The sequence below is a fragment of the Streptomyces sp. NPDC001890 genome (assembly GCF_042891445.1).
Classification (GTDB): domain Bacteria; phylum Actinomycetota; class Actinomycetes; order Streptomycetales; family Streptomycetaceae; genus Streptomyces.
In genome coordinates this window covers 970,953-992,938 of sequence record NZ_JBIATE010000002.1, presented here as the reverse complement: position 1 = coordinate 992,938, position 21,986 = coordinate 970,953, and the positions used below count along the sequence as shown (strand labels likewise).

Annotated in this window: 22 protein-coding genes; 9 read left to right on the top strand and 13 right to left on the bottom strand. The window is 70.9% G+C overall.

Going from position 1 to position 21,986, the window contains the following annotated elements:
• Nucleotides 1-1,251, top strand: coding sequence for an acetate kinase (locus tag ACFYY1_RS10660; protein WP_388583194.1), 1,251 nt, complete (start codon nucleotides 1-3; stop codon nucleotides 1,249-1,251).
• Between the two features lie 74 nt (nucleotides 1,252-1,325).
• Nucleotides 1,326-2,756: a pyruvate kinase gene (pyk, locus tag ACFYY1_RS10655; RefSeq protein WP_388583192.1), complete on the top strand. Its 1,431-nt coding sequence runs from the start codon at nucleotides 1,326-1,328 to the stop codon at nucleotides 2,754-2,756.
• 99 nt (nucleotides 2,757-2,855) lie between these two features.
• Here the strand turns inward: pyk and ACFYY1_RS10650 are convergent, their stop codons facing one another.
• From ACFYY1_RS10650 to ACFYY1_RS10635, 4 genes are all read right to left on the bottom strand, one after another.
• Nucleotides 2,856-4,136, bottom strand: a complete 1,281-nt coding sequence (locus ACFYY1_RS10650) for a hypothetical protein (RefSeq protein ID WP_388583191.1) — start codon at nucleotides 4,134-4,136, stop codon at nucleotides 2,856-2,858.
• Nucleotides 4,126-4,692, bottom strand: coding sequence for a DUF6114 domain-containing protein (locus ACFYY1_RS10645; RefSeq protein WP_388583189.1), 567 nt, complete (start codon nucleotides 4,690-4,692; stop codon nucleotides 4,126-4,128). The genes ACFYY1_RS10650 and ACFYY1_RS10645 overlap by 11 nt, the downstream gene beginning before the upstream one ends.
• Nucleotides 4,693-4,786: 94 nt before the next feature.
• Nucleotides 4,787-5,428, bottom strand: coding sequence for a DUF6230 family protein (locus ACFYY1_RS10640; protein WP_388583188.1), 642 nt, complete (start codon nucleotides 5,426-5,428; stop codon nucleotides 4,787-4,789).
• Nucleotides 5,429-6,028: 600 nt separating this feature from the next.
• Nucleotides 6,029-7,006 (bottom strand): tetratricopeptide repeat protein, encoded by a 978-nt coding sequence (locus ACFYY1_RS10635; RefSeq protein ID WP_388583186.1) that lies wholly within the window; start codon nucleotides 7,004-7,006, stop codon nucleotides 6,029-6,031.
• A gap of 342 nt (nucleotides 7,007-7,348) precedes the next feature.
• Here ACFYY1_RS10635 and ACFYY1_RS10630 point away from each other — a divergent pair, with 342 nt between their 5' ends.
• Nucleotides 7,349-7,978, top strand: a complete 630-nt coding sequence (locus ACFYY1_RS10630) for a TetR/AcrR family transcriptional regulator (RefSeq protein ID WP_356086440.1) — start codon at nucleotides 7,349-7,351, stop codon at nucleotides 7,976-7,978.
• A gap of 16 nt (nucleotides 7,979-7,994) precedes the next feature.
• Here the strand turns inward: ACFYY1_RS10630 and ACFYY1_RS10625 are convergent, their stop codons facing one another.
• The 4 genes from ACFYY1_RS10625 to ACFYY1_RS10610 form a co-directional block, all read right to left on the bottom strand.
• Complete coding sequence (locus ACFYY1_RS10625) at nucleotides 7,995-9,695, bottom strand: methylmalonyl-CoA mutase (protein WP_388583184.1); 1,701 nt, start codon at nucleotides 9,693-9,695, stop codon at nucleotides 7,995-7,997.
• Between the two features lie 96 nt (nucleotides 9,696-9,791).
• Nucleotides 9,792-10,124, bottom strand: a complete 333-nt coding sequence (locus ACFYY1_RS10620; RefSeq protein ID WP_388583182.1) for a DUF3817 domain-containing protein — start codon at nucleotides 10,122-10,124, stop codon at nucleotides 9,792-9,794.
• 110 nt (nucleotides 10,125-10,234) lie between these two features.
• Nucleotides 10,235-10,744 (bottom strand): MarR family winged helix-turn-helix transcriptional regulator, encoded by a 510-nt coding sequence (locus tag ACFYY1_RS10615; RefSeq protein WP_388583181.1) that lies wholly within the window; start codon nucleotides 10,742-10,744, stop codon nucleotides 10,235-10,237.
• A 32-nt stretch (nucleotides 10,745-10,776) separates the two neighbouring features.
• Nucleotides 10,777-12,090, bottom strand: a complete 1,314-nt coding sequence (locus tag ACFYY1_RS10610) for an MFS transporter (protein ID WP_388583179.1) — start codon at nucleotides 12,088-12,090, stop codon at nucleotides 10,777-10,779.
• 73 nt (nucleotides 12,091-12,163) lie between these two features.
• On the opposite strand from ACFYY1_RS10610, the gene ACFYY1_RS10605 reads away from it, so the two are divergent.
• A complete protein-coding gene (locus ACFYY1_RS10605) occupies nucleotides 12,164-13,162 on the top strand; it encodes a DUF5937 family protein (protein WP_388583177.1) in 999 nt (332 codons plus the stop codon).
• Nucleotides 13,163-13,222: 60 nt separating this feature from the next.
• On the opposite strand, the gene ACFYY1_RS10600 is transcribed toward ACFYY1_RS10605, so the two are convergent.
• Together ACFYY1_RS10600 and ACFYY1_RS10595 are read right to left on the bottom strand one after the other, a co-directional pair.
• Nucleotides 13,223-13,516 carry an MTH1187 family thiamine-binding protein gene (locus ACFYY1_RS10600; RefSeq protein WP_014048385.1) on the bottom strand — a complete coding sequence of 98 codons (294 nt, stop codon included), beginning with the start codon at nucleotides 13,514-13,516 and terminating at the stop codon, nucleotides 13,223-13,225.
• Nucleotides 13,513-13,863, bottom strand: a complete 351-nt coding sequence (locus tag ACFYY1_RS10595; RefSeq protein WP_388583175.1) for a DUF3817 domain-containing protein — start codon at nucleotides 13,861-13,863, stop codon at nucleotides 13,513-13,515. The genes ACFYY1_RS10600 and ACFYY1_RS10595 overlap by 4 nt, the downstream gene beginning before the upstream one ends.
• A 235-nt stretch (nucleotides 13,864-14,098) precedes the next feature.
• Between ACFYY1_RS10595 and ACFYY1_RS10590 the strand changes: the two genes are divergently transcribed.
• The 4 genes from ACFYY1_RS10590 (at nucleotide 14,099) to ACFYY1_RS10575 (ending at nucleotide 16,744) form a co-directional block, all read left to right on the top strand.
• Nucleotides 14,099-14,731, top strand: a complete 633-nt coding sequence (locus tag ACFYY1_RS10590) for an AIM24 family protein (protein WP_388583495.1) — start codon at nucleotides 14,099-14,101, stop codon at nucleotides 14,729-14,731.
• Nucleotides 14,731-15,381, top strand: coding sequence for an AIM24 family protein (locus ACFYY1_RS10585; protein WP_388583173.1), 651 nt, complete (start codon nucleotides 14,731-14,733; stop codon nucleotides 15,379-15,381). Before ACFYY1_RS10590 ends, ACFYY1_RS10585 begins: the two co-directional genes overlap by 1 nt.
• The gene (locus tag ACFYY1_RS10580; RefSeq protein ID WP_388583171.1) at nucleotides 15,378-16,142 is read left to right on the top strand and encodes an AIM24 family protein; all 765 of its coding nucleotides are present in this window, start codon (nucleotides 15,378-15,380) and stop codon (nucleotides 16,140-16,142) included. Before ACFYY1_RS10585 ends, ACFYY1_RS10580 begins: the two co-directional genes overlap by 4 nt.
• Nucleotides 16,143-16,267: 125 nt before the next feature.
• Nucleotides 16,268-16,744: a MarR family winged helix-turn-helix transcriptional regulator gene (locus tag ACFYY1_RS10575; RefSeq protein WP_388583169.1), complete on the top strand. Its 477-nt coding sequence runs from the start codon at nucleotides 16,268-16,270 to the stop codon at nucleotides 16,742-16,744.
• A gap of 35 nt (nucleotides 16,745-16,779) precedes the next feature.
• On the opposite strand, the gene ACFYY1_RS10570 is transcribed toward ACFYY1_RS10575, so the two are convergent.
• Nucleotides 16,780-18,246 carry an ATP-binding protein gene (locus ACFYY1_RS10570; protein WP_388583168.1) on the bottom strand — a complete coding sequence of 489 codons (1,467 nt, stop codon included), beginning with the start codon at nucleotides 18,244-18,246 and terminating at the stop codon, nucleotides 16,780-16,782.
• Nucleotides 18,243-18,905, bottom strand: a complete 663-nt coding sequence (locus ACFYY1_RS10565) for a response regulator transcription factor (RefSeq protein ID WP_388583166.1) — start codon at nucleotides 18,903-18,905, stop codon at nucleotides 18,243-18,245. The genes ACFYY1_RS10570 and ACFYY1_RS10565 overlap by 4 nt, the downstream gene beginning before the upstream one ends.
• A gap of 119 nt (nucleotides 18,906-19,024) precedes the next feature.
• On the opposite strand from ACFYY1_RS10565, the gene ACFYY1_RS10560 reads away from it, so the two are divergent.
• Nucleotides 19,025-19,639 carry a PepSY domain-containing protein gene (locus ACFYY1_RS10560; protein ID WP_388583164.1) on the top strand — a complete coding sequence of 205 codons (615 nt, stop codon included), beginning with the start codon at nucleotides 19,025-19,027 and terminating at the stop codon, nucleotides 19,637-19,639.
• 24 nt (nucleotides 19,640-19,663) lie between these two features.
• Here the strand turns inward: ACFYY1_RS10560 and ACFYY1_RS10555 are convergent, their stop codons facing one another.
• Nucleotides 19,664-21,958, bottom strand: coding sequence for a protein kinase (locus ACFYY1_RS10555; protein ID WP_388583162.1), 2,295 nt, complete (start codon nucleotides 21,956-21,958; stop codon nucleotides 19,664-19,666).
• Between the last annotated feature and the right edge of the window lie 28 nt (nucleotides 21,959-21,986).

The following is a 21,986-nucleotide window of genomic DNA, read 5'->3' as shown; positions in this document are numbered from 1 at the left end:
ATGACCACCCCGACCACAGCGGGTTCCACCACGGCGGGCGCGCACCGCGTGCTGGTCCTCAACTCCGGCTCCTCGTCGGTGAAGTACCAGCTGCTGGACATGCGCGACCGCACCCGGCTCGCGGTGGGGCTGGTCGAGCGGATCGGCGAGGAGACCTCCCGGCTGGTGCACACCCCGCTGACCGGTGGAGGAGCCGAGCGGCGTGAGCGCACCGGTCCGATCGCCGACCACGAGGCGGCGCTGAAGGCGGCGGCGGAGGAACTGGCGGCCGACGGGCTCGGCCTGGACTCCCCGCAGCTGGCGGCGATCGGCCACCGGGTGGTGCACGGCGGGCTGCGGTTCACCGAGCCCGTGGTGATCGACGACGAGGTGCTGGAGGAGATCGAGCGCCTGGTCCCGGTGGCCCCGCTGCACAATCCGGCGAACGTCACCGGCATCCGTACCGCCATGGCCCTGCGGCCCGACCTGCCGCAGGTGGCGGTCTTCGACACGGCCTTCCACACGACGATGCCGGAGTACGCGGCGCGGTACGCGATCGACACGGAGACCGCCGACGCGCACCACATCCGGCGCTACGGATTCCACGGCACCTCGCACGCGTACGTCTCCCGCAAGGCCGCCGAGCTGCTGGGACGCACCCCCGAGGAAGTCAATGTCATCGTGCTGCACCTGGGCAACGGCGCCTCGGCGTCGGCGGTGGCCGGTGGCCGGTGCGTGGAGACCTCGATGGGGCTGACGCCTCTGGAAGGGCTGGTGATGGGCACCCGCTCCGGGGACATCGACCCGGCCGTCACCTTCCATCTGATGCGCGTCGCGGGGATGTCGGCGGACGAGGTCGACGCCCTGCTCAACAAGAAGAGCGGTCTGGTCGGCCTCTGCGGCGACAACGACATGCGGGTGATCCGGCGCCGCATCGACGAGGGCGACGAGCGTGCGGCGCTGGCCTTCGACATCTACGTGCACCGGCTGAAGAAGTACATCGGCGCCTATTCGGCGGTCCTCGGCCGAGTGGATGCCGTGGCGTTCACGGCGGGGGTCGGGGAGAACTCGGCACCGGTGCGGGAGGCTGCCGTCGCCGGTCTCGAAGAGCTCGGTCTCGCGGTGGACGCGGATCTGAACGCCGTACGGTCCGACGAGCCCCGGCTGATCTCGCCCGACTACGCGCGGGTCGCGGTCGCCGTGGTGCCGACGGACGAGGAACTGGAGATAGCCGTGCAGACCTTCGCGCTCGTCGGACAAGCCCACAACTGAGCACCCCCGCGCCCCTTTGTACCTTCCACCAGACGGAATATTCCGTAGCGAAACAAACCGATAGGATCCGCCTCATGCGCCGTTCCAAAATCGTCTGCACACTCGGTCCCGCCGTCGACTCGCACGAGCAGCTCGTCGCTCTGATCGAGGCCGGCATGAGCGTGGCCCGCTTCAACTTCAGTCACGGCAGCCACGAGGAGCACCAGGGTCGTTACGACCGGGTCCGCAAGGCCGCCGCCGAGACCGGGCGGGCGATCGGTGTGCTCGCCGACCTGCAGGGCCCGAAGATCCGCCTGGCGAAGTTCGCCGAGGGTCCCGTCGAGCTGGTCCGCGGGGACGAGTTCACCATCACCGCCGAGGACGTCCCCGGCGACAAGTCGATCTGCGGCACGACCTACAAGGGCCTGCCGGGCGACGTGGCCAAGGGCGACCCGATCCTGATCAACGACGGCAACGTCGAGCTGAAGGTCGTCGAGGTCGAGGGCCCCCGGGTGAAGACCATCGTCATCGAGGGCGGTGTCATCTCCGACCACAAGGGCATCAACCTGCCCGGTGCGGCGGTCAATGTCCCGGCCCTGTCCGAGAAGGACATCGACGACCTGCGGTTCGCCCTGCGAATGGGCTGCGACCTGGTGGCGCTGTCCTTCGTGCGGGACGCCGACGACGTCAAGGACGTCCACCGGGTGATGGACGAGGAGGGCCGCCGGGTCCCCGTCATCGCCAAGGTCGAGAAGCCGCAGGCCGTCGAGCACATGGAGGGCGTCGTCATGGCGTTCGACGGTGTGATGGTCGCCCGCGGCGACCTGGCCGTCGAGTATCCCCTGGAGAAGGTCCCGATGGTGCAGAAGCGCCTGGTGGAGCTCTGCCGGCGGAACGCCAAGCCGGTGATCGTCGCGACCCAGATGATGGAGTCGATGATCACCAACTCGCGGCCGACCCGTGCCGAGGCGTCCGACGTCGCCAACGCGATCCTGGACGGCGCGGACGCGGTCATGCTGTCGGCCGAGTCCAGCGTGGGCGCGTACCCGATCGAGACGGTCAAGACGATGTCGAAGATCGTCGTGGCCGCCGAGGAGGAGCTGCTCTCCAAGGGCCTGCAGCCGCTGGTCCAGGGCAAGAAGCCCCGTACCCAGGGCGGTTCGGTGGCCCGTGCGGCCTGCGAGATCGCGGACTTCCTGAACGGCCGGGCGCTGGTCGCCTTCACCAAGTCCGGTGACACGGCCCGCCGGCTCTCCCGCTACCGCGCGGCGCAGCCGATCCTGGCCTTCACCACGGACGAGTCCACCCGCAACCAGCTCGCGCTGAGCTGGGGCGTCGAGGCCCACGTCGTGCCGCACGTGGACAACACGGACGCGATGGTCGACCTGGTCGACGGCGAGCTGCTGAAGCTGGGCCGCTACAACGCGGGCGACACCATGGTCATCACGGCCGGTTCGCCCCCCGGCATCCCGGGCACGACCAACATGGTCCGGGTGCACCACGTCGGCGGCGGCAGCCGCGACTGACGCACCCCTCCCGCCTGGCCGAACGACCGTGGGCCGCACTCCTGACGAGTGCGGCCCACGGCCCTTTGCGGCTCCCGGACGGGACCGTGCCGGCTTCTGCTAGCTGTTGGCGCCGGTGAAGTAGTTGTGCAGCCCGGGAATCTTGAGCGAGCCGCCGAACTGGCCGGCCTGGGTGACCTTGACCTTGGTGAAGAAGGCGAAGGGCACGTTCAGCGGAGGCGGTGTCTCCGGGCTGAACGTCACCGGGATGAGGCCGAAGAGGTTGCCCTTCAGCTCCTCCGTGTACATCGTCACCGTGCCGTGGCGGATGGTGGACTTGGAGCCCTTCCGCGCCTCGACATGGGCCGTCGTTCCGGCCGGACCGACGGTCTTCTGGTGAAGGTTGTCGATGTCGATGGAGCTGGCGGTGAACTTCAGCACCTTCTTGACCTTGCCGCCGTACGTCTTCACCTCGACGATGCCCTTGTAGTCGAGCCCGCTGAGGGTGAGCATCGAGCTTTCCAGGATCCACGGGTCGTCCGGGAGCAGCGGGACGCCGGTCTCCAGATCGGCCGCGGCCAGGGCCTCGGGGTCGGCGGTGGGACACGGGAAGCGCTCCTTGGCGCCGTCCGGGATGTCCTCGTCCTTCTTGGCGTCGAGCCCCTTGACGTCCTCGTCGAGCTCCTCGACCGACTTGCCGGCCTTGTCGGCGGCCTCGCGGATGGCGGCGGCGGTCTTGTCGGCCGTCTCCTTCGCGGCGTCGGCGGCCTTCTCGACGGGCTTGTCGGCGGACTCCTCGGTGGACTTCTCGGCGGTGTCGGTCGCCGAGGGCTTCGGGGAAGCGGTGCTCGCGCTCGGGGACGGGCTCGCCGTCTCCTTGTCCGGTCCGTCGAAGAGGTCCCTGAGCGCGTCACCGACGCCCAGCGGGTCGAGCGGGTTCGTCGACTTGGTGGGGGTCGGCGAGGCGCTCGGCGTGGCGGCCGGTGCGTCGGCCCCGGCCTCGGCGGCCTTCGCCTTCGGCTGGGCCGAGTCGCTCGCGGACGGGGTCGTCGAGGGCTTCGGGGTCGCCGAACCGCCCTTGTCACCGGAGTCGGTGGCGGAGGGGGACGGGGTCGGCGACTTCGACGCGGACGGCGAGGGCTCCTCGCTCGGCTCGTCGGAGCGGGTCACGCAGGGACCGGGCGCGAACGGGATGTCGGAGCTGTCGTCGGCCAGCGCGAGCTTGGGGGTGAGCCCCATGCCCACGAAGACGGCCGTCGGCATCGCGGCGAGCGCGAACGCCTTGCCCGCGGGTATGTGCAGCTTCGTCAGCAAGGACTTCCTGGGGGCCGCGTGGCGCGGCCCACCTCTCGTGCCGGGTTCTTCCCCGGTCGAGTTCAGCTGCCTCTCGTCACCCCGCACGATGCCTCCCGCCGTCGACCTCAACTGTCGTGTCGTACTGCTCCGGCTGCTGCTGGGGCACCGCTGCCGTGCTGTGGAACTCGGGTCCGGACTCCTGCGCACCGGGGCCCGCCCCGGACTTCTCCCCCGCCATGCCGGCCGGCCCGGCGTCCGGCGTCGGCTCGCCCGGGGCCCAGGAGATGGAGAGCGCCCCACCCAGCAGGGCGAACAGGAAGCCGACCAGGAAGCCGCCGATGTTGGCGACCGGTATCGAGATCAGCGCCAGCAGGATCGCGGCGACCCCGGCGAACACCCTCACGATGTGGTGGAACCACATGGTGAGGCCCAGTGTGACGAGCAGGATCCCGATGATCAGGGAACCGGCACCGGCAGTGGTGGACATCGCCAGTGTGACGTTGCCGAGGTGCATGTTGGCGTACGGAAAGTACGCGATGGGTAGACCACCCACGATGGTGAACAGGCCCGCCCAGAACGGCCGGTTACCCCGCCAGGCGCGGAATCTCCGCCCGAAGACGCGGAGGTAGTGCTCGTTCTGCCCTGTGGACTCGGGGCTCATGGAAAACAGCTCCCTGGAACCGGTACTGCTGTGAGAAGAGAATGGGTGGGCGGCCGGAGTCCCCCAGGGAGCGCTCCGGCCACCCGGCGGGTGCTTAGTAGCACTCCTTGGTGCCACTGTGCAGCCGCAGGCTCAGGTTGCTGAGCTTGAAGGTGCCGGCGGTGGTCGCCCATGCCGTCTGCTTCACGTCGGTCAGCGTCACCGTCTCGGCGCGCTGCGCGAAGCCGTTCGGGTTGACGGCCTTCTCGGTACCGGCCTGGATGCCGGGCTTGCCCATGTCACCGGCGGCGACACCGATGTCGATGTTCTCGAAGTACGCGTCGGCGTCGAGCTCGGCGACATCGAGGTACAGGTTGGTCGCCTTGACCGGCTTCTCCGGGTCGGTGCCCGCCTTCAGCTGCAGCGTGACCGTGCCCAGACCGAACGGCAGGTTCGGCGTGACCACCGACTGGCACATGTTGGTGATCGTGGCATCGCTGAAGCCGGACACGGCAACGGCGTGCGCCCCGTTCTTGCCCTCGGGGTTCATACCGGTGGCGACGGAGCCGTACTGGACGAAGTCATGGCCGACGAGCTTGTCGGTGCTCACCTTGAAGCTCTGGCCGGACACGCTGAAGGACGCCGCGAGGGCACCCTGCGCGAGACCGACGCCCACCGCCGCGGTCGCGACGACGCTCGGCACCATGACCAGAGCGAAGCGCTTCCATCTGGTGCCGCCACGAACCTGGGAACTCATAATTTTCCTCCTTCTCGGACGTACATCTCCGGTCCGGGTCTGGGCCCGTCCTGGGATGGGAGAAGTGCTACGTCCTCGGCAAGGAGAGCGCCTGCGGACGGAGGCATGAACCGCGTCCGAATCACCGGCGATCACCCCCGAGCGACAACCACTGGCCACGCATGCGCGCGACCCGTATCGGACAGGCCCTGCCGGACGACAGGAACCCCCCTGTCCGGAGCCCGCGTCACTGCCGCCGGCCCACTCGGTGGGGACCCAACAGGGCCGCCGCACCGACTGGCAGCCGGGCTGGCGTTATTGGACCGAGCGTGGCCGATCGTGGTGCATTCCCGCCCGTGGCACAAGGGGGTTCGTTACTCGCTAGTAACGGCCCGATAACCAATGCTCGACCGGCTGGTACCACCCGGCCACACAGGGTGGTTTCGAAGCGAGGGACGAAAGGGGGGATCGTCGCGTCAATACGGACAGATCCCAGTGGTTGATTTACTGCGAGTAACAGGCCCTTGTTTTATCAAGATTTGGTAAAGCAGGGCCGCCTCTTATCGTCCGGACGCGAAAACGGCCGCGGTCCCCGGCGGGGTACCGCGGCCGCTTGTCACATCAGAACAAGACCCGCGCCAGCGCCGTGCGCGCGGCGACGACCCGCGGGTCGTCGGGGCCGATCACCTCGAACAGCTCCAGCAGCCGCAGCCGCGCGGCGTCCCGGTCGTCACCGAAGTTGCGCCGCACCGTCTCGACGAGCCGGCCGAAGGCGTCCTCGACATGACCGCCGACCAGATCCAGATCGGCGGCGGCGAGCTGCGCCGCGACATCGGCCGGCTTCGCGGCGGCCTCCTCGCGGACCCGCTGGGCGTCCATGTCCTTGACCCGGGAGAGGAGTTCGGCCTGGGCGAGGCCGAGCTTGGCCTCGGTGTTGGCCGGGTCGTCGGACAGGACGTTCCGGTACGCCTGGACGGCACCGGCGAAGTCGTCGGCGTCCAGGGCCTGCACGGCCGCTTCGAGCAGGGCGTCGTACGGCCCCGCGGGCGCCTCGGCCGGAGCCTGGTCGGCGATCCCGTCGGCGGCGTCCTGGTCGACCACGATCCCGGTGAGCCCGAACCGCTCCTCGCCGACCTGGATCAGCTGGTCCAGCGTCTGCCGGATCTGGGCCTCGGGGGCCGCGCCCTGGAAGAGCGGGAGGGCCTGCCCGGCGACGACGGCGAAGACCGCCGGGATGCCCTGGATGCCGAACTGCTGCATCAGCATCTGGTTGGCGTCGACATCGACCTTGGCCAGCACGAAGCGGCCGTTGTACTCGCGGGCCAGGCGCTCCAGGAGCGGGCCCAGCTGCTTGCACGGCTCGCACCACTCGGCCCAGAAGTCGATGACGACCGGGACCTCGGCGGAACGCTGCAGGACATCGCTCTCGAAGCCCGCCTCATCGACATCGATCACCAGGGCGGACGGCGGCACCGCGCCGCCACCACCCTGCCGGGAGGCCTCCGCACGGGCCTGCTCCGCCTTCACCTTGGCCTCGCCGGCCGCCTTCACCGCGGCGAGGTCGACGACGCCGCTCATGGACATGTTCCTAGGCTGCATACGTACATCCTCCCCCCTCGGTGCGCCGATCCGGAAAGCGATACGGGAACAGCGCCCGTCCGCAGCCCCGGCCGGTGTGCGGGGCATGCGGGCGGACACGGTTCGAGCCGTGATCCCACGGACACGGCGGAGGGCCCCTGAAAGACCCGGTTCGGCGCCGGGTCCCCACCCGGTGCCTGTGGTTGTCATTCGGTTGCGGCGTCACGACGCCATGATCGTCGTCCTTACGCTACGACCCGTAGCGTAACTGCCGACCACCCCTCGCGCACAGGTGCCATCGGTGATCTGTCTCACGGCGATCGGGGCCGGTCGGTTCTACTTACTGACCGGTATGGTCACGGCATGCTGAGCCGCAGCCACCCCAAACCCCTTCGAACGGGACGCCCGCGCAGTGCCGCGGCCGATGAGGCGATCCTGGAGGCGACCAGGGCCTCCCTGGTCGACCTCGGCTGGTCGAAGCTGACGATGAGCGATGTGGCGACGCGGGCCGGGGTGGCCAAGACGACCCTGTACCGGCGGTGGGCGGGCAAGAACGAGCTGGTCGTGGACGCCGTCGCGGTCCTCTTCGACGAGCTGGAACTGCCCGATCTGGGCAGCCTGTCGGCCGATGTGCAGGCGGTGGTGCTGCAGTTCGCCGCGCTGCTCGAACGGCCGGAGACCCAGACCGCGCTGATGGCGGTGGTCGCGGAGTCGACGCGCGACGAGGCGCTGCGGACCCGGATCCGCGACTCGATCGTGGACCGGCAGAAGCGGCTGGTGCTCCAGGGGCGCCGACGGGCGCAGGAGCGCGGGGAGTTGCCCGTCGAGCAGGACGAGGACGCGGCGGCGGCGACCGCGGATCTGATCTTCGATGTGATCGCCGGCGCGGTCGTGCACCGGGCCCTGGTGAGCGCCGAGCCCGTCGACGCGGACTGGGCCCGGCGCTTCACCGTACTGCTGCTGGCGGGGCTGAAGGCCGCGGCCTCCGCGTAGTGCCGCCACCCGGAACTCAGAAGCCGGGCGGCTCCGTGTAGCTGCCCCACTCGTCGCGCAGGACGCCGCAGATCTCGCCGAGCGTCGCCTCGGCCCGTACCGCGTCCAGCATCGGCGCGATCATGTTGGAGCCGTCGCGGGCGGCGGCCAGCATCGCGTCCAGCGCCGACTTGACCCGGGCGTCGTCGCGGGCGTCCTTGCGGCCGCCGAGCACCCGGACCTGCTCGCGCTCGACCTCGTGGCTGACCCGCAGGATCTCCAGGTCTCCGGTGACCGAGCCGTGGTGGACGTTGACGCCGACGACCCGCTTCTCGCCCTTCTCCAGCGCCTGCTGGTAACGGAAGGCGGACTCGGCGATCTCGCCGGTGAACCAGCCGTCCTCGATGCCGCGCAGGATGCCGGAGGTGATCGGCCCGATGGGGTGCTGCCCGTCCGGGTGGGCCCGGGTGCCGCGCTCCTTGATCTGCTCGAAGATCTTCTCGGCGTCGGCCTCGATCCGGTCGGTGAGCTGCTCGACGTACCAGGAACCGCCCAGCGGGTCGGCCACGTTGGCGACGCCGGTCTCCTCCATCAGCACCTGCTGGGTACGCAGGGCGATCTCGGCGGCCTGCTCGGAGGGGAGCGCGAGGGTCTCGTCGAGGGCGTTGGTGTGCAGCGAGTTGGTGCCGCCGAGCACCGCCGAGAGCGCCTCGACGGCCGTCCGTACGACGTTGTTGTACGGCTGCTGGGCGGTGAGCGAGACTCCGGCGGTCTGGGTGTGGAAGCGGAGCCACTGGGCCTTGTCGGTCTTCGCCCCGTACGTCTCCTTCATCCAGCGGGCCCAGATCCGGCGGGCCGCGCGGAACTTGGCGATCTCCTCGAAGAAGTCGAGGTGCGCGTCGAAGAAGAAGGAGAGGCCGGGCGCGAAGGTGTCGACGTCCAGGCCGCGGGAGAGGCCGAGCTCCACGTAGCCGAAGCCGTCGGCGAGGGTGTACGCGAGCTCCTGCGCGGCCGTCGCCCCGGCCTCGCGGATGTGGTAGCCGGAGACGGAGAGCGGCTTGTAGGCGGGGATGTCGCGGGCGCAGTGCTCCATCAGGTCGCCGATGAGGCGCAGATGCGGCTCGGGCTGGAAGAGCCACTCCTTCTGCGCGATGTACTCCTTGAAGATGTCGGTCTGGAGCGTGCCGTTGAGCACGCCCGGGTCGACCCCCTGGCGCTCGGCGGCGACCAGGTACATGCAGAAGACCGGGACGGCGGGGCCACTGATCGTCATCGACGTCGTGACGTCGCCGAGCGGGATGTCCTTGAAGAGGACCTCCATGTCGGCGGCGGAGTCGATGGCCACGCCGCAGTGCCCGACCTCGCCGAGCGAGCGGGGGTCGTCGGAGTCGCGGCCCATCAGCGTCGGCATGTCGAAGGCGACGCTGAGCCCGCCGCCGCCCGCGGCCAGGATCATCTTGTAGCGCTCGTTGGTCTGCTCGGCGTTGCCGAAGCCGGCGAACTGGCGGATGGTCCAGGTCCGGCCCCGGTAGCCGGTCGGGTAGAGCCCCCGGGTGAAGGGGTACTCACCGGGCCAGCCGATCCGCTCGAATCCCTCGTACGTGTCCCCGGGGCGGGGGCCGTACACGGGTTCCACCGGATCCCCGGAGAGTGTGGTGAAGTCCGCGTCACGCTTGCGGGCCTTGTCGTAACGGGCCTGCCAGCGGCGGCGGCCTTCCTCGATCGCGTCAGCGTCCATACCATCGAATTTACTAGGACGTCCTACTAAATGTCGATGGCAAACCGCCCGGTGCTTCGCACGGGGCGGTTCGAAGGGTCCGGGGCTCCGGCCGGATCAGGCCTTGGCGGTGACGGGGGCGCCGTCGGCGATCAGCGGCTCGACCTCGCGGACGACCTTGCGCTCGACGAAGAACGCGGCCGTCGGGATGGTGCCGGAGATCAGCACCCAGAGCAGCTTGCCCATCGGCCACTTCGCCTTGGAGCCGAGGTCGAAGGCGAAGATCAGGTAGATGATGTAGAGCACACCGTGGATCTGGGAGACGACGAGCGTCAGGCCCTCGCCCGTGTCGAATCCGTACTTGAAGACCATGCAGGTGCAGAGCACCAGCAACATGACGGCGGTGACGTAGGCCATCACCCGGTACCGGGTCAGCACACTGCGTTTCATGGCATCGAGACTAACCGGACGGCCGGGGCGATCTTGCAGCGGGCCGGGCTCTCGAAACGCCGTTCTACGCCCCGTGTTTCCTCCGCTACGCCACTTGCCCGAGCCCTTCGCTACGCCTCTTCGAAGTCGTGGGCGGCGACCCGCAGCGGGCGCAGCATCGCGAAGATCTCCGCGCACTCCTCGGCGTCGTACACCCCGAGCCCGAACTCCATGTCGACCAGGTCCCTGGTCGCCGCCTCGACGACCTCGCGGCCCTTGTCGGTGATGGAGGCGAGCGTTCCGCGGCCGTCGTTGGGGTTGGGGCGCTTGTCGACCAGGCCGGAGCGCACCAGCCGGTCCACGGTGTTGGTGACGGAGGTGGGGTGGACCATGAGCCGCTCACCGATCTTGGACATCGGCAGCTCGCCGGCCTTGGAGAAGGTGAGCAGCACCAGCGCCTCGTAGCGGGCGAAGGTCAGTCCGTACGGCTTGACCACCGCGTCGACCTCGGCGAGCAGGATCTGCTGGGCGCGCATGATCGAGGTGATCGCCCCCATCGAGGGCACGGGGCCCCAGCGCTGCTGCCAGAGTTCGTCGGCGCGGGCGATGGGATCGAAGGGGAGACTGAGCGGCTTCGGCACGGCACCGACCTTACCCACTGGTCATATGCTGGTCAGCCCTGTCTCGAACTTCGGTCCGAATTCCCCATACGGTGGGCGGGGGCGGTCCTCCTGACCTCCAGGGCGAGCGGCAGCAGACAGAGGGCGCCGACCGCGCCGGCTCCGGCGACCACCTGGTGCACGGGGAAGAACTCGGCGGCGAGCCCGGCAAGGGCCATACCGACCCCCTGGAGCGTCATCAGTCCGGCGGTGAGCAGCGTCATGGCCCTGCCGCGCAGCGCCTCCGGGACGGCTTCGACGAACCACTGGTCGAGGCCGATGACGTACGCCCCGCCCGTCCCGGCGAGCACCAGCGCGAGCGCGGTCGCGACCGTGTCCGGGCGCAGTCCGTACACCACCAGGGGCAGCGGTCCCGCGACGGCGGCCGGCAGCACGACCAGGGCGCGCAGCCGGGAGCTGAGCGCCGTGCCGACGCAGAGTTCGGCGACGATCTGGCCGACGGGCATCGCACACATCAGCAGTCCCAGCGCGACGGGGCCGGCCCCGATCTCGTCCGCGTACGGGGCGGCCAGCGCCTCCGGTGCGACGACGAACAGCGGGGGCACCCAGAAGAGCAGCATCAGCGCGCGGATCCTGCGGTTCCCGAGCAGGTCGCGGGCTCCGGCGAGCGATTCCTTGAGCAGGGCGTCACGACGGTCCCCGTCGGACCTGGCGGGCCGGTCCCGGGTGCCGAAGCGGAGCAGGGCAGCCGAGCAGAGGAAGGTCACCGCGGTGACCGTGATCGCGCCCCGGGGCGAGAACACGGCGAGCAGCGCCCCACCCGCCCCGAAGCCGGCGAGCAGTGCGCTCTGCGAGACGATCCGCAGCAGCGAGCGGCCGAGGACGTAGCGCTCGCCCTCGCCCAGGATGTCCGTGAGCGCGGCCATCCGCGTCCCGGTGAAGACCGGCGAGACGGCGGCGATCAGGCAGCGCAGTGCGAGCAGTCCGCCGACCGGGGTGCCCGGCAGCACCATCACGGTGACGCAGCCGGCACAGATCAGATCGCAGGTGACGAGGACCCGGCGGGCGGGGTAGCGGTCGGCGACCGCGGCGAAGAGGGTGCCTCCCACCAGGTACGGGAGAAGGCCGAGCGCGAAGGTGAGCGCGCCGAGCAGGGGCGAGCCGGTGAGCCCGTACACCAGGACGGTGAGGGCGAGCTCGCTGACGACGACGCCGAGGAGGGAGAGCAGATGCGCGGCGAAGACCGCCCGGAACTCCCGGACGGCGAAGACGGCGCGGTAGCCGCCGGAGGTACCGGCGTCGGCAGCGTCGGGGGCGGTCGCCCCGGGGGAGGGAGGGACCGCTGGGTTTTCGGTGTCTGACGGCATGGTCGCAGCCTGAGGGCCTGCGGCAGCTCTCCGTAGACTTTCGGCCCACACCGAAAGTCACGGGGGGCCGTGCATGTCGTTCCAGCTGCACCTCGACGGGGGCGATCTGCTGCGCTGCCGGTTCGCGCTGTCACCGCTCGGCGAGACCCAGGCGGCCGTGCGCGTCCTGGCCCAGCCCGAGCGGCACGGGTACCACCTGCCGTGGCTCCGGCTGATCCGCGACGCGGCCGACGGTCTCGAACTCGGGCCGCTGTGGCGGCTGATGGCACGGCACGGGCACAACCCCGACTTCTTCAGCCCGCCACCGCCCGGTCCGGTCACCACCTTCGAGGAGGAGATCGCCGGGGTGCGGTCCGTCGATCCGGAGGTCGCCCGCCGGGACATCGCGCTGTCACTGGCCAACCGGCCCGAACTGCTGCGCTCCCCCACCGGACAGACGATGCTCGCCGATCCGGTCGGGACCGTCCGGTATCTGGCCGATCTGCTGGAGCGGGCCTGGCGGGTGCTGATCGAGCCGCACTGGCCGCGGCTGCGCGCGCTGCTGGAGGCGGACATCGCCTACCACTCGCGGCGGCTCGCCGCGGTCGGCTTCGAGCGGCTGCTCGGCGAGTTGAGCCCCCAGCTGAGCTGGTCGGATTCGACGCTCACCATCATCGGGACGCGCGGCAGGCACACCCGGGTGCTGGGCGGGCAGGGGCTGGTCCTGATCCCCAGCGTCTTCTGCTGGCCGGACGCCGTCAGCGGCTTCGAACCGCCGTGGCAGCCCGCGATCGTCTACCCGGCACGCGGCATCGGCGGGCTGTGGACGGAACCCGCCGACCGCACCCCGCAGGCGCTCGCGCGGCTGCTGGGGCGCGGCCGGGCCGATGTCCTGTGCGCGCTCGACGAACCAGCCGGCCCGAGCGCGCTCGCGCACCGTCTGGGCCTCGCGGTGTCCTCCGTGTCGGAGCATCTTTCGGTGCTGCGTGCGGCGGGGCTGCTGACTTCGCGCCGGTACGGCCATCAGGTGCTGTACGAGCGGACTCCGCTCGGGATCGCCCTGGCCGTGCCGGAGCGCGGCCGGGCGGAATGAGGCGAGCCCCCGGGCCGGGGGCCGGGGGCTCGTCACGGGGGGGGCGTCGCGGGCCGGGCGTCAGTCCGCGAGGTAGCGCTCGACCGTCTCGACCTTGGAGGTCAGGCCGTCGGTGACGCCGGGGCGGATGTCGGCCTTGAGCACGAGGGAGACGCGTCCGGCACGGGCCTCGACGGCGGCGACGGCGCGCTTGACGACGTCCATGACCTCGTCCCATTCACCTTCCACGGAGGTGAACATGGCGTCCGTGCGGTTGGGCAGACCGGACTCGCGGACGACCCGGACGGCGTCGGCGACGTACTCGCCGACGTCCTCACCGACGCCCAGCGGGCTGACCGAGAACGCGACGATCACGCGCTGACCACGCCTTCACGGCGGGCACGGGCGGCGATGGCACCGTCGGCCTCGTAGCGCTTGAGCAGCTTGTCGCCGTACAGCCCGCCGAACGGCAGCAGCGCGAGCAGGAAGAAGAGCGCGACGCGCTTCAGCGGCCACTTGGTCTTGGCCCAGACGTCGAGCAGCAGGACGGCATAGATCACGAAGAGCACGCCGTGCAGGATGCCGAGCGGCATCATCAGGAAGTCGATGTCGGAGACCCGGCTCAGGACCGAGCCGAAGATGATCAGTGCCGGGAAGGAGAGCGCCTCGGGAATCGAGATGAGGCGCAGCCGGTGCAGGGCGGTAGCGGTCTTGATGTCCACGAGGGCACCTTCGGTGGGAGGACGGTGACAGCTTGTGAATAGGGGCACAAGCTCGCCCCATTGTGGCATCGGTGCGCACGGTGGTCGGCGCCGGGGGCCGGATCGCCGTCGGGGATACGTCCCGGTTGCGTACGGGTCCGGTACCGGATGCGTATCAGGGGCGGTCCGGGGCCGGGGATCCTGTCCCGGGCCCTGTCCGGGCCGGGCCGCGTGGCGTTAACGTCGCTCCGTGGCAATGTTCCGACTTCAAGGCAGCAGAACGCTCGCCGTCGACCTGGCCGGTGACGCCGTCAAGGCGAAGAACGGCTCGATGGTCGCCTACGACGGCCGGATGACGTTCAAGAAGATGACCGGCGGCGGTGACGGGCTGCGCGGCATGGTGACCCGGCGGCTGACCGGCGAGCAGATGTCCGTGATGGAGGTGACCGGCCAGGGCACCTGCTATTTCGCGGACCGCGCGAGCGAGATCAACCTCGTCTCGCTGCACGCGGACAAGCTCTACGTCGAGGCGAGCAATCTGCTGTGCGCCGACGCCGGGATGCGCACCGGCACCACCTTCACCGGCCTGCGCGGCGGGGCGAGCGGCAACGGCCTGTTCACCACCACCGTCGAGGGCACCGGCCAGGTGGCGATCATGTCGGACGGCGCGGCGGTGGCGCTGCGGGTCTCGGCCCAGTACCCACTGTTCGTCGACCCGGGCGCCTACGTCGCCCACCAGGGCAAGCTCCAGCAGCACTTCCAGTCCGGGGTGAACTTCCGGACGCTGATCGGCGAGGGCTCCGGGGAGTCCTTCCAGATCCGGTTCGAGGGCGAGGGCGTGGTCTACGTCCAGCCGAGCGAGCGGAACACCATCGGGGGCGATGTCTGATGCCGTTCCGCGAGATCAATTCGAAGATGGTCGAGGCGACGGTGGTTCCCGGCCAGAAGATGTACAGCCAGCGGGGCGCGATGCTCGCCTACCGCGGCGAGGTGTCGTTCACGCCGAACATCCAGGGCGGCCAGGGCGGCGTGATGTCGATGATCGGCCGGCGGGTGACGGGCGAGGCGACCCCGCTGATGACGGTCGAGGGCAGCGGAACGGTGATGTTCGGGCACGGCGGCCATCACATCCAGGTGATCGACCTGAGCGGCGACACCCTGTACGTGGAGGCCGACCGGCTGCTCGCCTTCGACGGGACGCTCCAGCAGGGCACCATGTTCATGGGCTCGCAGGGCGGCGTGATGGGCATGGTGCGCGGCCAGGTGACCGGGCAGGGCCTGTTCACCACCACGCTCCAGGGCCACGGCGCGGTCGCGGTGATGGCCCACGGCGGGGTGATCGAGCTGCCGATCACTCCCGGCCGCGACGTCCATGTGGACCCGCAGGCGTACGTCGCGCACCACGGCGACGTACGGAACAAACTCTCGACCGCGCTCGGCTGGCGCGACATGGTGGGGCGCGGCTCCGGCGAGGCGTTCCAGCTGGAACTGAGCGGCAGTGGCGCGGTGTACGTACAGGCCTCGGAGGAGAAGCTGTGAGCACGCCCGTGGTCTTCGACCCGATGACGCTGCCGTCGGACGACAACGTCAACGCGTACACCTTCTGCGTGGAGCTCAAGGGGAGCCAGTGGTTCCTGCAGAAGGGCAAGATGATCGCCTACTACGGGCGGATCGATTTCAACGGCATCGGTCACGGCCGCTTCGAGCGGCTGATCCGTACGAGCTTCCACTCACCGCTGCACGCGAGCGACTGGGTGGTGGCCGAGGGCAGCGGCAAGATGCTGCTCGCGGACCGGGCCTTCGACGTGAACTCCTACGACCTGGACGAGGGGAACCTGACGATCAGGTCGGGCAATCTCCTGGCCTACCAGCCGTCGCTGGCACTCAAGCAGTCGATCGTGCCGGGATTTCTGACCCTGATCGGTACCGGGAAGTTCGTGGCCGCCTCCAACGGACCGGTGGTCTTCATGGAGCCGCCGCTGCGGGTCGACCCGCAGGCCCTGGTGGGCTGGGCGGACTGCCCCTCGCCGTGCCACCACTACGACCACGGCTACATGACGGGCGTGATGGGCGGGCTGCGGTCACTGACGGGGATCGGGGGCACCTCGGGCGAGGAGCACCAGTTCGAGTTCGTCGGCGCGGGCACGGTGCTGCTCCAGTCGACCGAGATCCTGATGGCCGAACAGCCGACGGGCGCGGTGCCGGGGCAGGCCGGGGTTCCGGGCGGCGGCGGTCAACCTGGCGCCTCACCCCGTATGCCCGGTCAGCTCGGGGACCTCCAGCGCCGCTTCGGTTTGTGAACGGTAGGCTGCGGAGCGTGATGTCGAACGTCTGCACCCCCCGGTCGGACCCACCTCCGGACCGGTGCGGACCGTCACACCCCCCTACTTCGTCCGGCTTTCAACTTCTTAGGTAGAATCCATATATGGAGACCGAGACGGCCACCCGCTGGCTGAACGACACGGAGCAGTGCGCCTGGCGCACCCACCTGGACGTCAGCAGGCTGCTGATGCACCAACTGGAGAAGGATCTCCAGCCGTTCGGCCTGACCAACAACGACTACGAGATCCTGGTCAACCTCTCGGAGTCGGACGACCAGCGCATGCGGATGAGTGACCTCGCCACCGCGACGCTGCAGTCCAAGAGCAGGCTCTCGCACCAGATCACCCGCATGGAGAACGCCGGCCTGGTCCGCAGGGAGAACTGCGAGTCCGACCGGCGCGGTCTGTACGCGGTCCTGACCGAGGACGGCGCGGAGACGATGCGCAAGGTGGCGCCGCACCACGTGGCGTCGGTCCGCAAGCACTTCATCGACCTGCTGACGCCGGAGGCGCTGGCGGACCTGCACGCGGCGCTGACCCCGATCGCGGAGCATCTGCGGGGACGCCGCGGCAAGGCGTGAACAGCGGCAAGGCGTGACCAGCGGTGGGGCGGCGGTCAGCCGGCGCCGGGCAGCCTGAGCTCGAACCGGGCGCCGCCCTCCCGCGCACCGTCGACCGTCAGCCGGCCCCCGTGCCGGAGGGCGACGTCCCGGGCGATGGCCAGGCCGAGACCCGCGCCGCCGTCGTCCCGGGTGCGGGCGTCGTCGAGCCGCACGAAACGTTCGAAGATCCGCTCGCGCTCCTCCGGCTCCACGCCCGCCCCGTCGTCGGTGACCGCGACGACCACCTCGCCCCGCTCCACCGCCCGCACCGAGACGGTCACCGCGCTCCGCGCATGCCGCTCCGCGTTGTCCAGCAGATTGCCGATCACCCGCGCCAACTGCCCGCGTGATCCGGCCACTTCGAACGGCCCGGAGTCCGGCACCGACACCGTCACCGCGATCCGGTCCCCGATGCGCTGCGAGACCTCCTCGCGGACCAGCGCACCCAGGTCCAGCACCGCACGCCCCGGCCGCTCCCCCGCGTCCAGCCTGGCCAGCAGCAGGAGATCGGCGGCCAGCGCCTGGAGCCGTACGGTGTCGGCGACCGCGCCCGGCAGGTCCAGCAGCTCCGGATGGGCCGCGCCCACCTCCAGCTGGGTGCGCAGCGAGGCGATCGGGCTGCGCAGTTCGTGCGAGGCGTCCGCGACGAACCGCCGCTGCCGGTCGACGGATGTCTCCAGCGCGGTGAGCGTCTCATTGGTCGTACGGGCCAGCCGGGCGACCTCGTCGCGCGAGCCGGGCTCCGGCACCCGTCGGCTCAGGTCCTCGGACGCGGTGATCGCGGCCAGCTCTCGCCGGATGCCCTCGACCGGGCGCAGTGCCCGCCGGGTCACCAGCCAGGTCACCCCGGCGACGACGAGCAGCAGGAGCGGCAGCCCGATCAGCATCGCGCCGCGCACCGTGCCCACGGCCTCCTGCTCGGCGGCCAGCGGGGCGCCCGCGTGCACGGTCAGCGTCACCCCGGCGGGGGTCGTCGCCCGCACGGACGCGAAACGGTAGTCGGCGCTCTCGCCGTCCACGTTCGCGGTGCCGTTGCTGAAGTCCGGTTCGTCGGAGTCGACTTCGCCGCGGCCGGGGGCGGGGGTGGCGTGACCGTCGTCGTCATCGCTCGCGTCGTCGCCCCCGTTGTCGTCGTCGCTCCCGCTGCCGGATGCCCCGGCGGCCGGGGCCGGGACGGGTGTGACCCGGTCCGTGCCGGTGCCGGAGATCGCCCGGAGGTCCTTGGAGACGGCGACCACCCGCCCGTCCTCGTCGGTCACCTGGACCGGATGGTCCTCCTCGTCACGCATCTCCAGCCGGTCGTACGGCACGTCGAGGGCGAGCTGCCCGGCCACTTCCCGGGCCACCACCTCGGCCTGGAGCCCCGCCTGGTCGGTGAGGTTGGCGCGAAGGACGAGGAGCACGGAGAGCCCGGCACCGATCAGCGCGAGGGCGACCACCACGGTGGCGCCGAGCGCGGCCCTGGCCCGGACCGACCTCACAGCGCCTCCAGCCGGTACCCGGCGCCGCGCACCGTGCGGATGGCGGCCGGGCCGAGCTTGCGCCGCAGTGTGCTCACGTACACCTCGACGATGTTCGGGTCGCCGTCGTAGGCGAAGTCCCAGACGTGTTCGAGGATGTCCGCCTTGCTCACCACCTGCCCGGCCCGCAGCGCGAGCTGTTCCAGCACCGCGAACTCCTTGGTGGTGAGGGTGATCTCGGCGTCGCCGAGGTGGACGCGGCGGGCGGCGGTGTCCATGCGCAGGGCGCCGACGGCTACCACCGGCGAGCCGGAACCGCCGCCCCGGCGCCGCAGCAGCGCCCGGATCCGCGCCACCAGCACGACGTACGAGAAGGGCTTGGTCAGATAGTCGTCGGCCCCGGTGTCGAGGCCCTCCGCCTCGTCGTACTCCCCGTCCTTCGCCGTCAGCATCAGGATGGGCGTCTCGTGCCCGGCGGTGCGCAGGGCGGCGCAGACCCGGTAGCCGTTCATCCCCGGCAGCATGATGTCGAGGACGATGAGGTCGTACGCCCCTTCGGCGGCCCGGTGCAGCCCTTCGAGGCCGTCGTGCACGACGTCCACGGCGAAGCCCTCGGCGGTGAGCCCCGCGGCCAGGGCCGTCGCGAGCCGCTTCTCGTCCTCCACGATCAACAGGCGCATACGCACAGGGTCGCAAACCGAACCTGAAGACGGCTTCAGGTGGCTTCAGGCTGCGTTCAGCATCACCCCGGCACTGTGGTCCTCATCGAAACCGGCCACCCGATCGGGGAGGAACCCTCATGAAGCGCAAGATCGTCATCGCCGCCGTCACCGCGGCCGTGCTCGTCGGCGGCGGAGCCGCCACCGCGGTCGCCTTCGCGGACGACGACAGCCACGACCGCGAGGTCAGCAGCAGCGTGGCGAGCGACGGCACCGCCCGGGTGGACGTGAAGGACGCGGTCGCGGCCGCCCTCAAGGCCGTCCCCGGCACGGTCACCGAGGCCGAGCTGGACGACGAGGACGGCGGGCTCGTCTGGGAGCTCGACGTGTACGGCGCCGACAAGGTCTGGCACGACGTGACGGTGGACGCGGGCAACGGCAAGGTGCTCGCCGAGCACACCTCCGACGATGACGACGACCACGGCGACGACCGCGACCGGCACGCGCCCCGGTCCGCCGCAGTGTCCCTGGACTCGGCGCTCGACGCCGCACTGAAGGCGAACCCCGGGACCGTGACCTCGGTCGGCCTGGACGACGACGGCGGCCGGAGCGGCAAGGCGCCGCACTGGGAGGTCGACGTCCGGGGCAAGGACGGCAAGCAGCACGAGCTGGACATCGACGCGAAGACGGGCAAGGTGACGGCGGACCGGTCGGACGACGGCCACGACAGCGACCGTGACGGCGACGACGACTGAGGGCTGTCCCGTGGGCCGTAGCCCTCAGGGCATGTAGATGGAGATGGCCGTCCCGTCGTCGAAGCTCAGGAACATCGCGTCGCCCCGGGCGACGTACGAGACCGACGCCGGGTCCTGCTTCTCGTCCGGCCACTCCGAGGGGAGGCGTGAGCCCGCGTCCTGCGCCTCTCCATCGGAGTCCATGGCGAACGCGACGATGTTCTCGTCCTCCACGACAACGGCCATGTCGCCGGCCACGGCCAGCCCGCCCCCGTCGCCCATCGTCTCGCCGCCGTCGTAGGACGCCCAGTACTGCTTCCCGTCGGCCAGGCCGAACGCGTACACCCGGTACCGGCCGCTCACCACGACCTTGCCGTCCCTCGACACGACGGGCCGGTAGGCGATGTCCAGGCCGTCGGCGAGCGTGCGGCGGTTCTGCGGGGCCGTCACATCGACGACCGTCAGGCCGTTCGAGCCCGCGCAGAGGAGTTCCTTGCCCTTCAGGACCGGCGTACGGCAGGTGATGTCACCGGCACCGACGGCTGCCAGCCGTGCGCCGTCCGCGCCCTTGAGGACGGTGACGCCGTCTCCGACCGCGACGAGCCGGCCGTCCGCGAAGGACAGTTCCGGCTCGTCGGCCGGGTCGTCCCAGGGCTTGTCCCACTTGCGGGTCTGCTTGCCGGTGAGCTGGTGGGCGAGGAGCCGGGACGTGCCCGTGCCGGTGGCCCTCGTGGCGTAGTACAGGACTCCGTCCGACTGGACCGAGTCGGTCACCTGTGTGCCCTCGGGCAGCGGCTCCCGCCACTTCCGCGCCCCGTCGTCCAGGCCGAGCGCCACCAGGGCGCCGTCCTGGAAGGCGTAGACGGTGGTGCCGATGACGGCGGCCACCGAGGCCGGTCCGCTGTCCGTCCCGCCCGGCTCGGTCCGCCAGCGCCGTTCGCCGTTCGCGGCGTCCAGCACGGTGATGCGCCGCGGGCCGCCGCAGACCAGGGACGTGTCCGCCAGGACGCACTCCACCGGCCCGCTCTCGACCTTGGTCTTCCACGCCTTCCAGCCCGCCGGCTTCCTGGAGACGTCGGTGGCGGCCGCCCCGAAGTCCCCCGTGTGGCCCGCGTCCGCGCCCGGCACGACCGCGGGCCCCGCCTTCGTCCGCGCGGCGTCCGAGGCGGAAGCGGTCGGCCCCGCGCCGCCACCGTTCCCGCCCGCGTTGTCGTCGCTCCCGCCGTCCCCCTCGAAGAGTCCCGGCAGCAGCACCGCGCCCAGCACCACGCACACCACCGTGGCCGCCGCCGCCAATGCGATCCACAGCCCCTTGTTGCCCTTGCGGTCAACCGGTACGGCCACCGGCACGACCGGCGTCGGGACGAGGGCGGGTCCGCCGGGGTGCGGGGCCGCGGACGGGGCCGGCGGTGCGACGGCGGCCGGGGCGGCCGCCTCCGCGGCGGCACGCGCCGCCGCCGCGTGCGCGGCGAGCTGCCCCCGCACCGCTTCCGTCCAGGGGAAGGCCCCTGGGGTCGCCGGGCCCGGCACCAGCATCTCGGCCAGCTGCTGCGGCGTCGGCCGGGCCCCGGCCTCGCTGCGCAGGCACTCCTCGATCACCGCGCGCAACTGCGGTGGCACGCGGGAGAGTTCGGCCTCGCCCTGAGCGATCCGGAAGATCACGGCGGCCATGTCGGAGTCGTCGAACGGGCCCCGGCCGGCCGCCGCGAAGGCGAGCACCGCACCGAGGCAGAAGACGTCCGACGCGGGTACCAGCGCACGTGAGCCGTTGACGTGCTCCGGCGAGATGTAGCCGGGGCTGCCGACGACCACACCGGTACGGGTCAGCTGGGTGGCGTCGAAGGCCTGGGCGATCCCGAAGTCGATGACCTTCGGCCCGTCGGCGCCGAGCAGCACGTTGCCCGGTTTGAGGTCGCGGTGGAGCACGCGCACCGCGTGCATGTCGGCGAGCGCGCGGGCCAGACCGGCGCCCATCTCCCGCACCACCGGCTCGGGCATCGGCCCTCCCCGGATCACCGCCTCGGCGAGCGAGGGGCCGGGGACGTACTCGGTCGCCAGCCAGGGCAGCCGGCCGCCCGAGTCGCCGCCGACGAGGGACGCGGTGTGCGGGCTGCGCACGGCGCCCGCCGCGTCGATCTCACGCCGGAAGCGGGTCCGGAAGCCGTCGTCGAGGTCGAGATCGGCGCGTAGGGTCTTCAGCGCGACCAGCCCGGAGAGGGGGTCCGGCGCACCGGCGGGCCGGGCGAGATACACCTCACCCATGCCGCCGGCGCCCAGCAGCCCGAGGAGCTGGTACGGGCCGATCAGCCGTGCCCTGCCGGGTGGAAGCGGCTCGATCACTGCGCGGTCCCCTCAGCGGTTCGTCGTT

Bases quoted from the DNA above. Each gene is read 5' to 3' on its own strand.
- ACFYY1_RS10635 (WP_388583186.1), bottom strand. From the start codon at position 7,006: ATGCAGCCTAGGAACATGTCCATGAGCGGCGTCGTCGACCTCGCCGCG.
- ACFYY1_RS10590 (WP_388583495.1), top strand. From the start codon at position 14,099: ATGTTCCGACTTCAAGGCAGCAGAACGCTCGCCGTCGACCTGGCCGGT.
- ACFYY1_RS10660 (WP_388583194.1), top strand. From the start codon at position 1: ATGACCACCCCGACCACAGCGGGTTCCACCACGGCGGGCGCGCACCGC.
- ACFYY1_RS10585 (WP_388583173.1), top strand. From the start codon at position 14,731: ATGCCGTTCCGCGAGATCAATTCGAAGATGGTCGAGGCGACGGTGGTT.
- ACFYY1_RS10610 (WP_388583179.1), bottom strand. From the start codon at position 12,090: ATGCCGTCAGACACCGAAAACCCAGCGGTCCCTCCCTCCCCCGGGGCG.
- pyk (WP_388583192.1), top strand. From the start codon at position 1,326: ATGCGCCGTTCCAAAATCGTCTGCACACTCGGTCCCGCCGTCGACTCG.
- ACFYY1_RS10625 (WP_388583184.1), bottom strand. From the start codon at position 9,695: ATGGACGCTGACGCGATCGAGGAAGGCCGCCGCCGCTGGCAGGCCCGT.
- ACFYY1_RS10620 (WP_388583182.1), bottom strand. From the start codon at position 10,124: ATGAAACGCAGTGTGCTGACCCGGTACCGGGTGATGGCCTACGTCACC.
- ACFYY1_RS10575 (WP_388583169.1), top strand. From the start codon at position 16,268: ATGGAGACCGAGACGGCCACCCGCTGGCTGAACGACACGGAGCAGTGC.
- ACFYY1_RS10560 (WP_388583164.1), top strand. From the start codon at position 19,025: ATGAAGCGCAAGATCGTCATCGCCGCCGTCACCGCGGCCGTGCTCGTC.
- ACFYY1_RS10640 (WP_388583188.1), bottom strand. From the start codon at position 5,428: ATGAGTTCCCAGGTTCGTGGCGGCACCAGATGGAAGCGCTTCGCTCTG.
- ACFYY1_RS10565 (WP_388583166.1), bottom strand. From the start codon at position 18,905: ATGCGCCTGTTGATCGTGGAGGACGAGAAGCGGCTCGCGACGGCCCTG.
- ACFYY1_RS10630 (WP_356086440.1), top strand. From the start codon at position 7,349: ATGCTGAGCCGCAGCCACCCCAAACCCCTTCGAACGGGACGCCCGCGC.
- ACFYY1_RS10645 (WP_388583189.1), bottom strand. From the start codon at position 4,692: ATGAGCCCCGAGTCCACAGGGCAGAACGAGCACTACCTCCGCGTCTTC.
- ACFYY1_RS10605 (WP_388583177.1), top strand. From the start codon at position 12,164: ATGTCGTTCCAGCTGCACCTCGACGGGGGCGATCTGCTGCGCTGCCGG.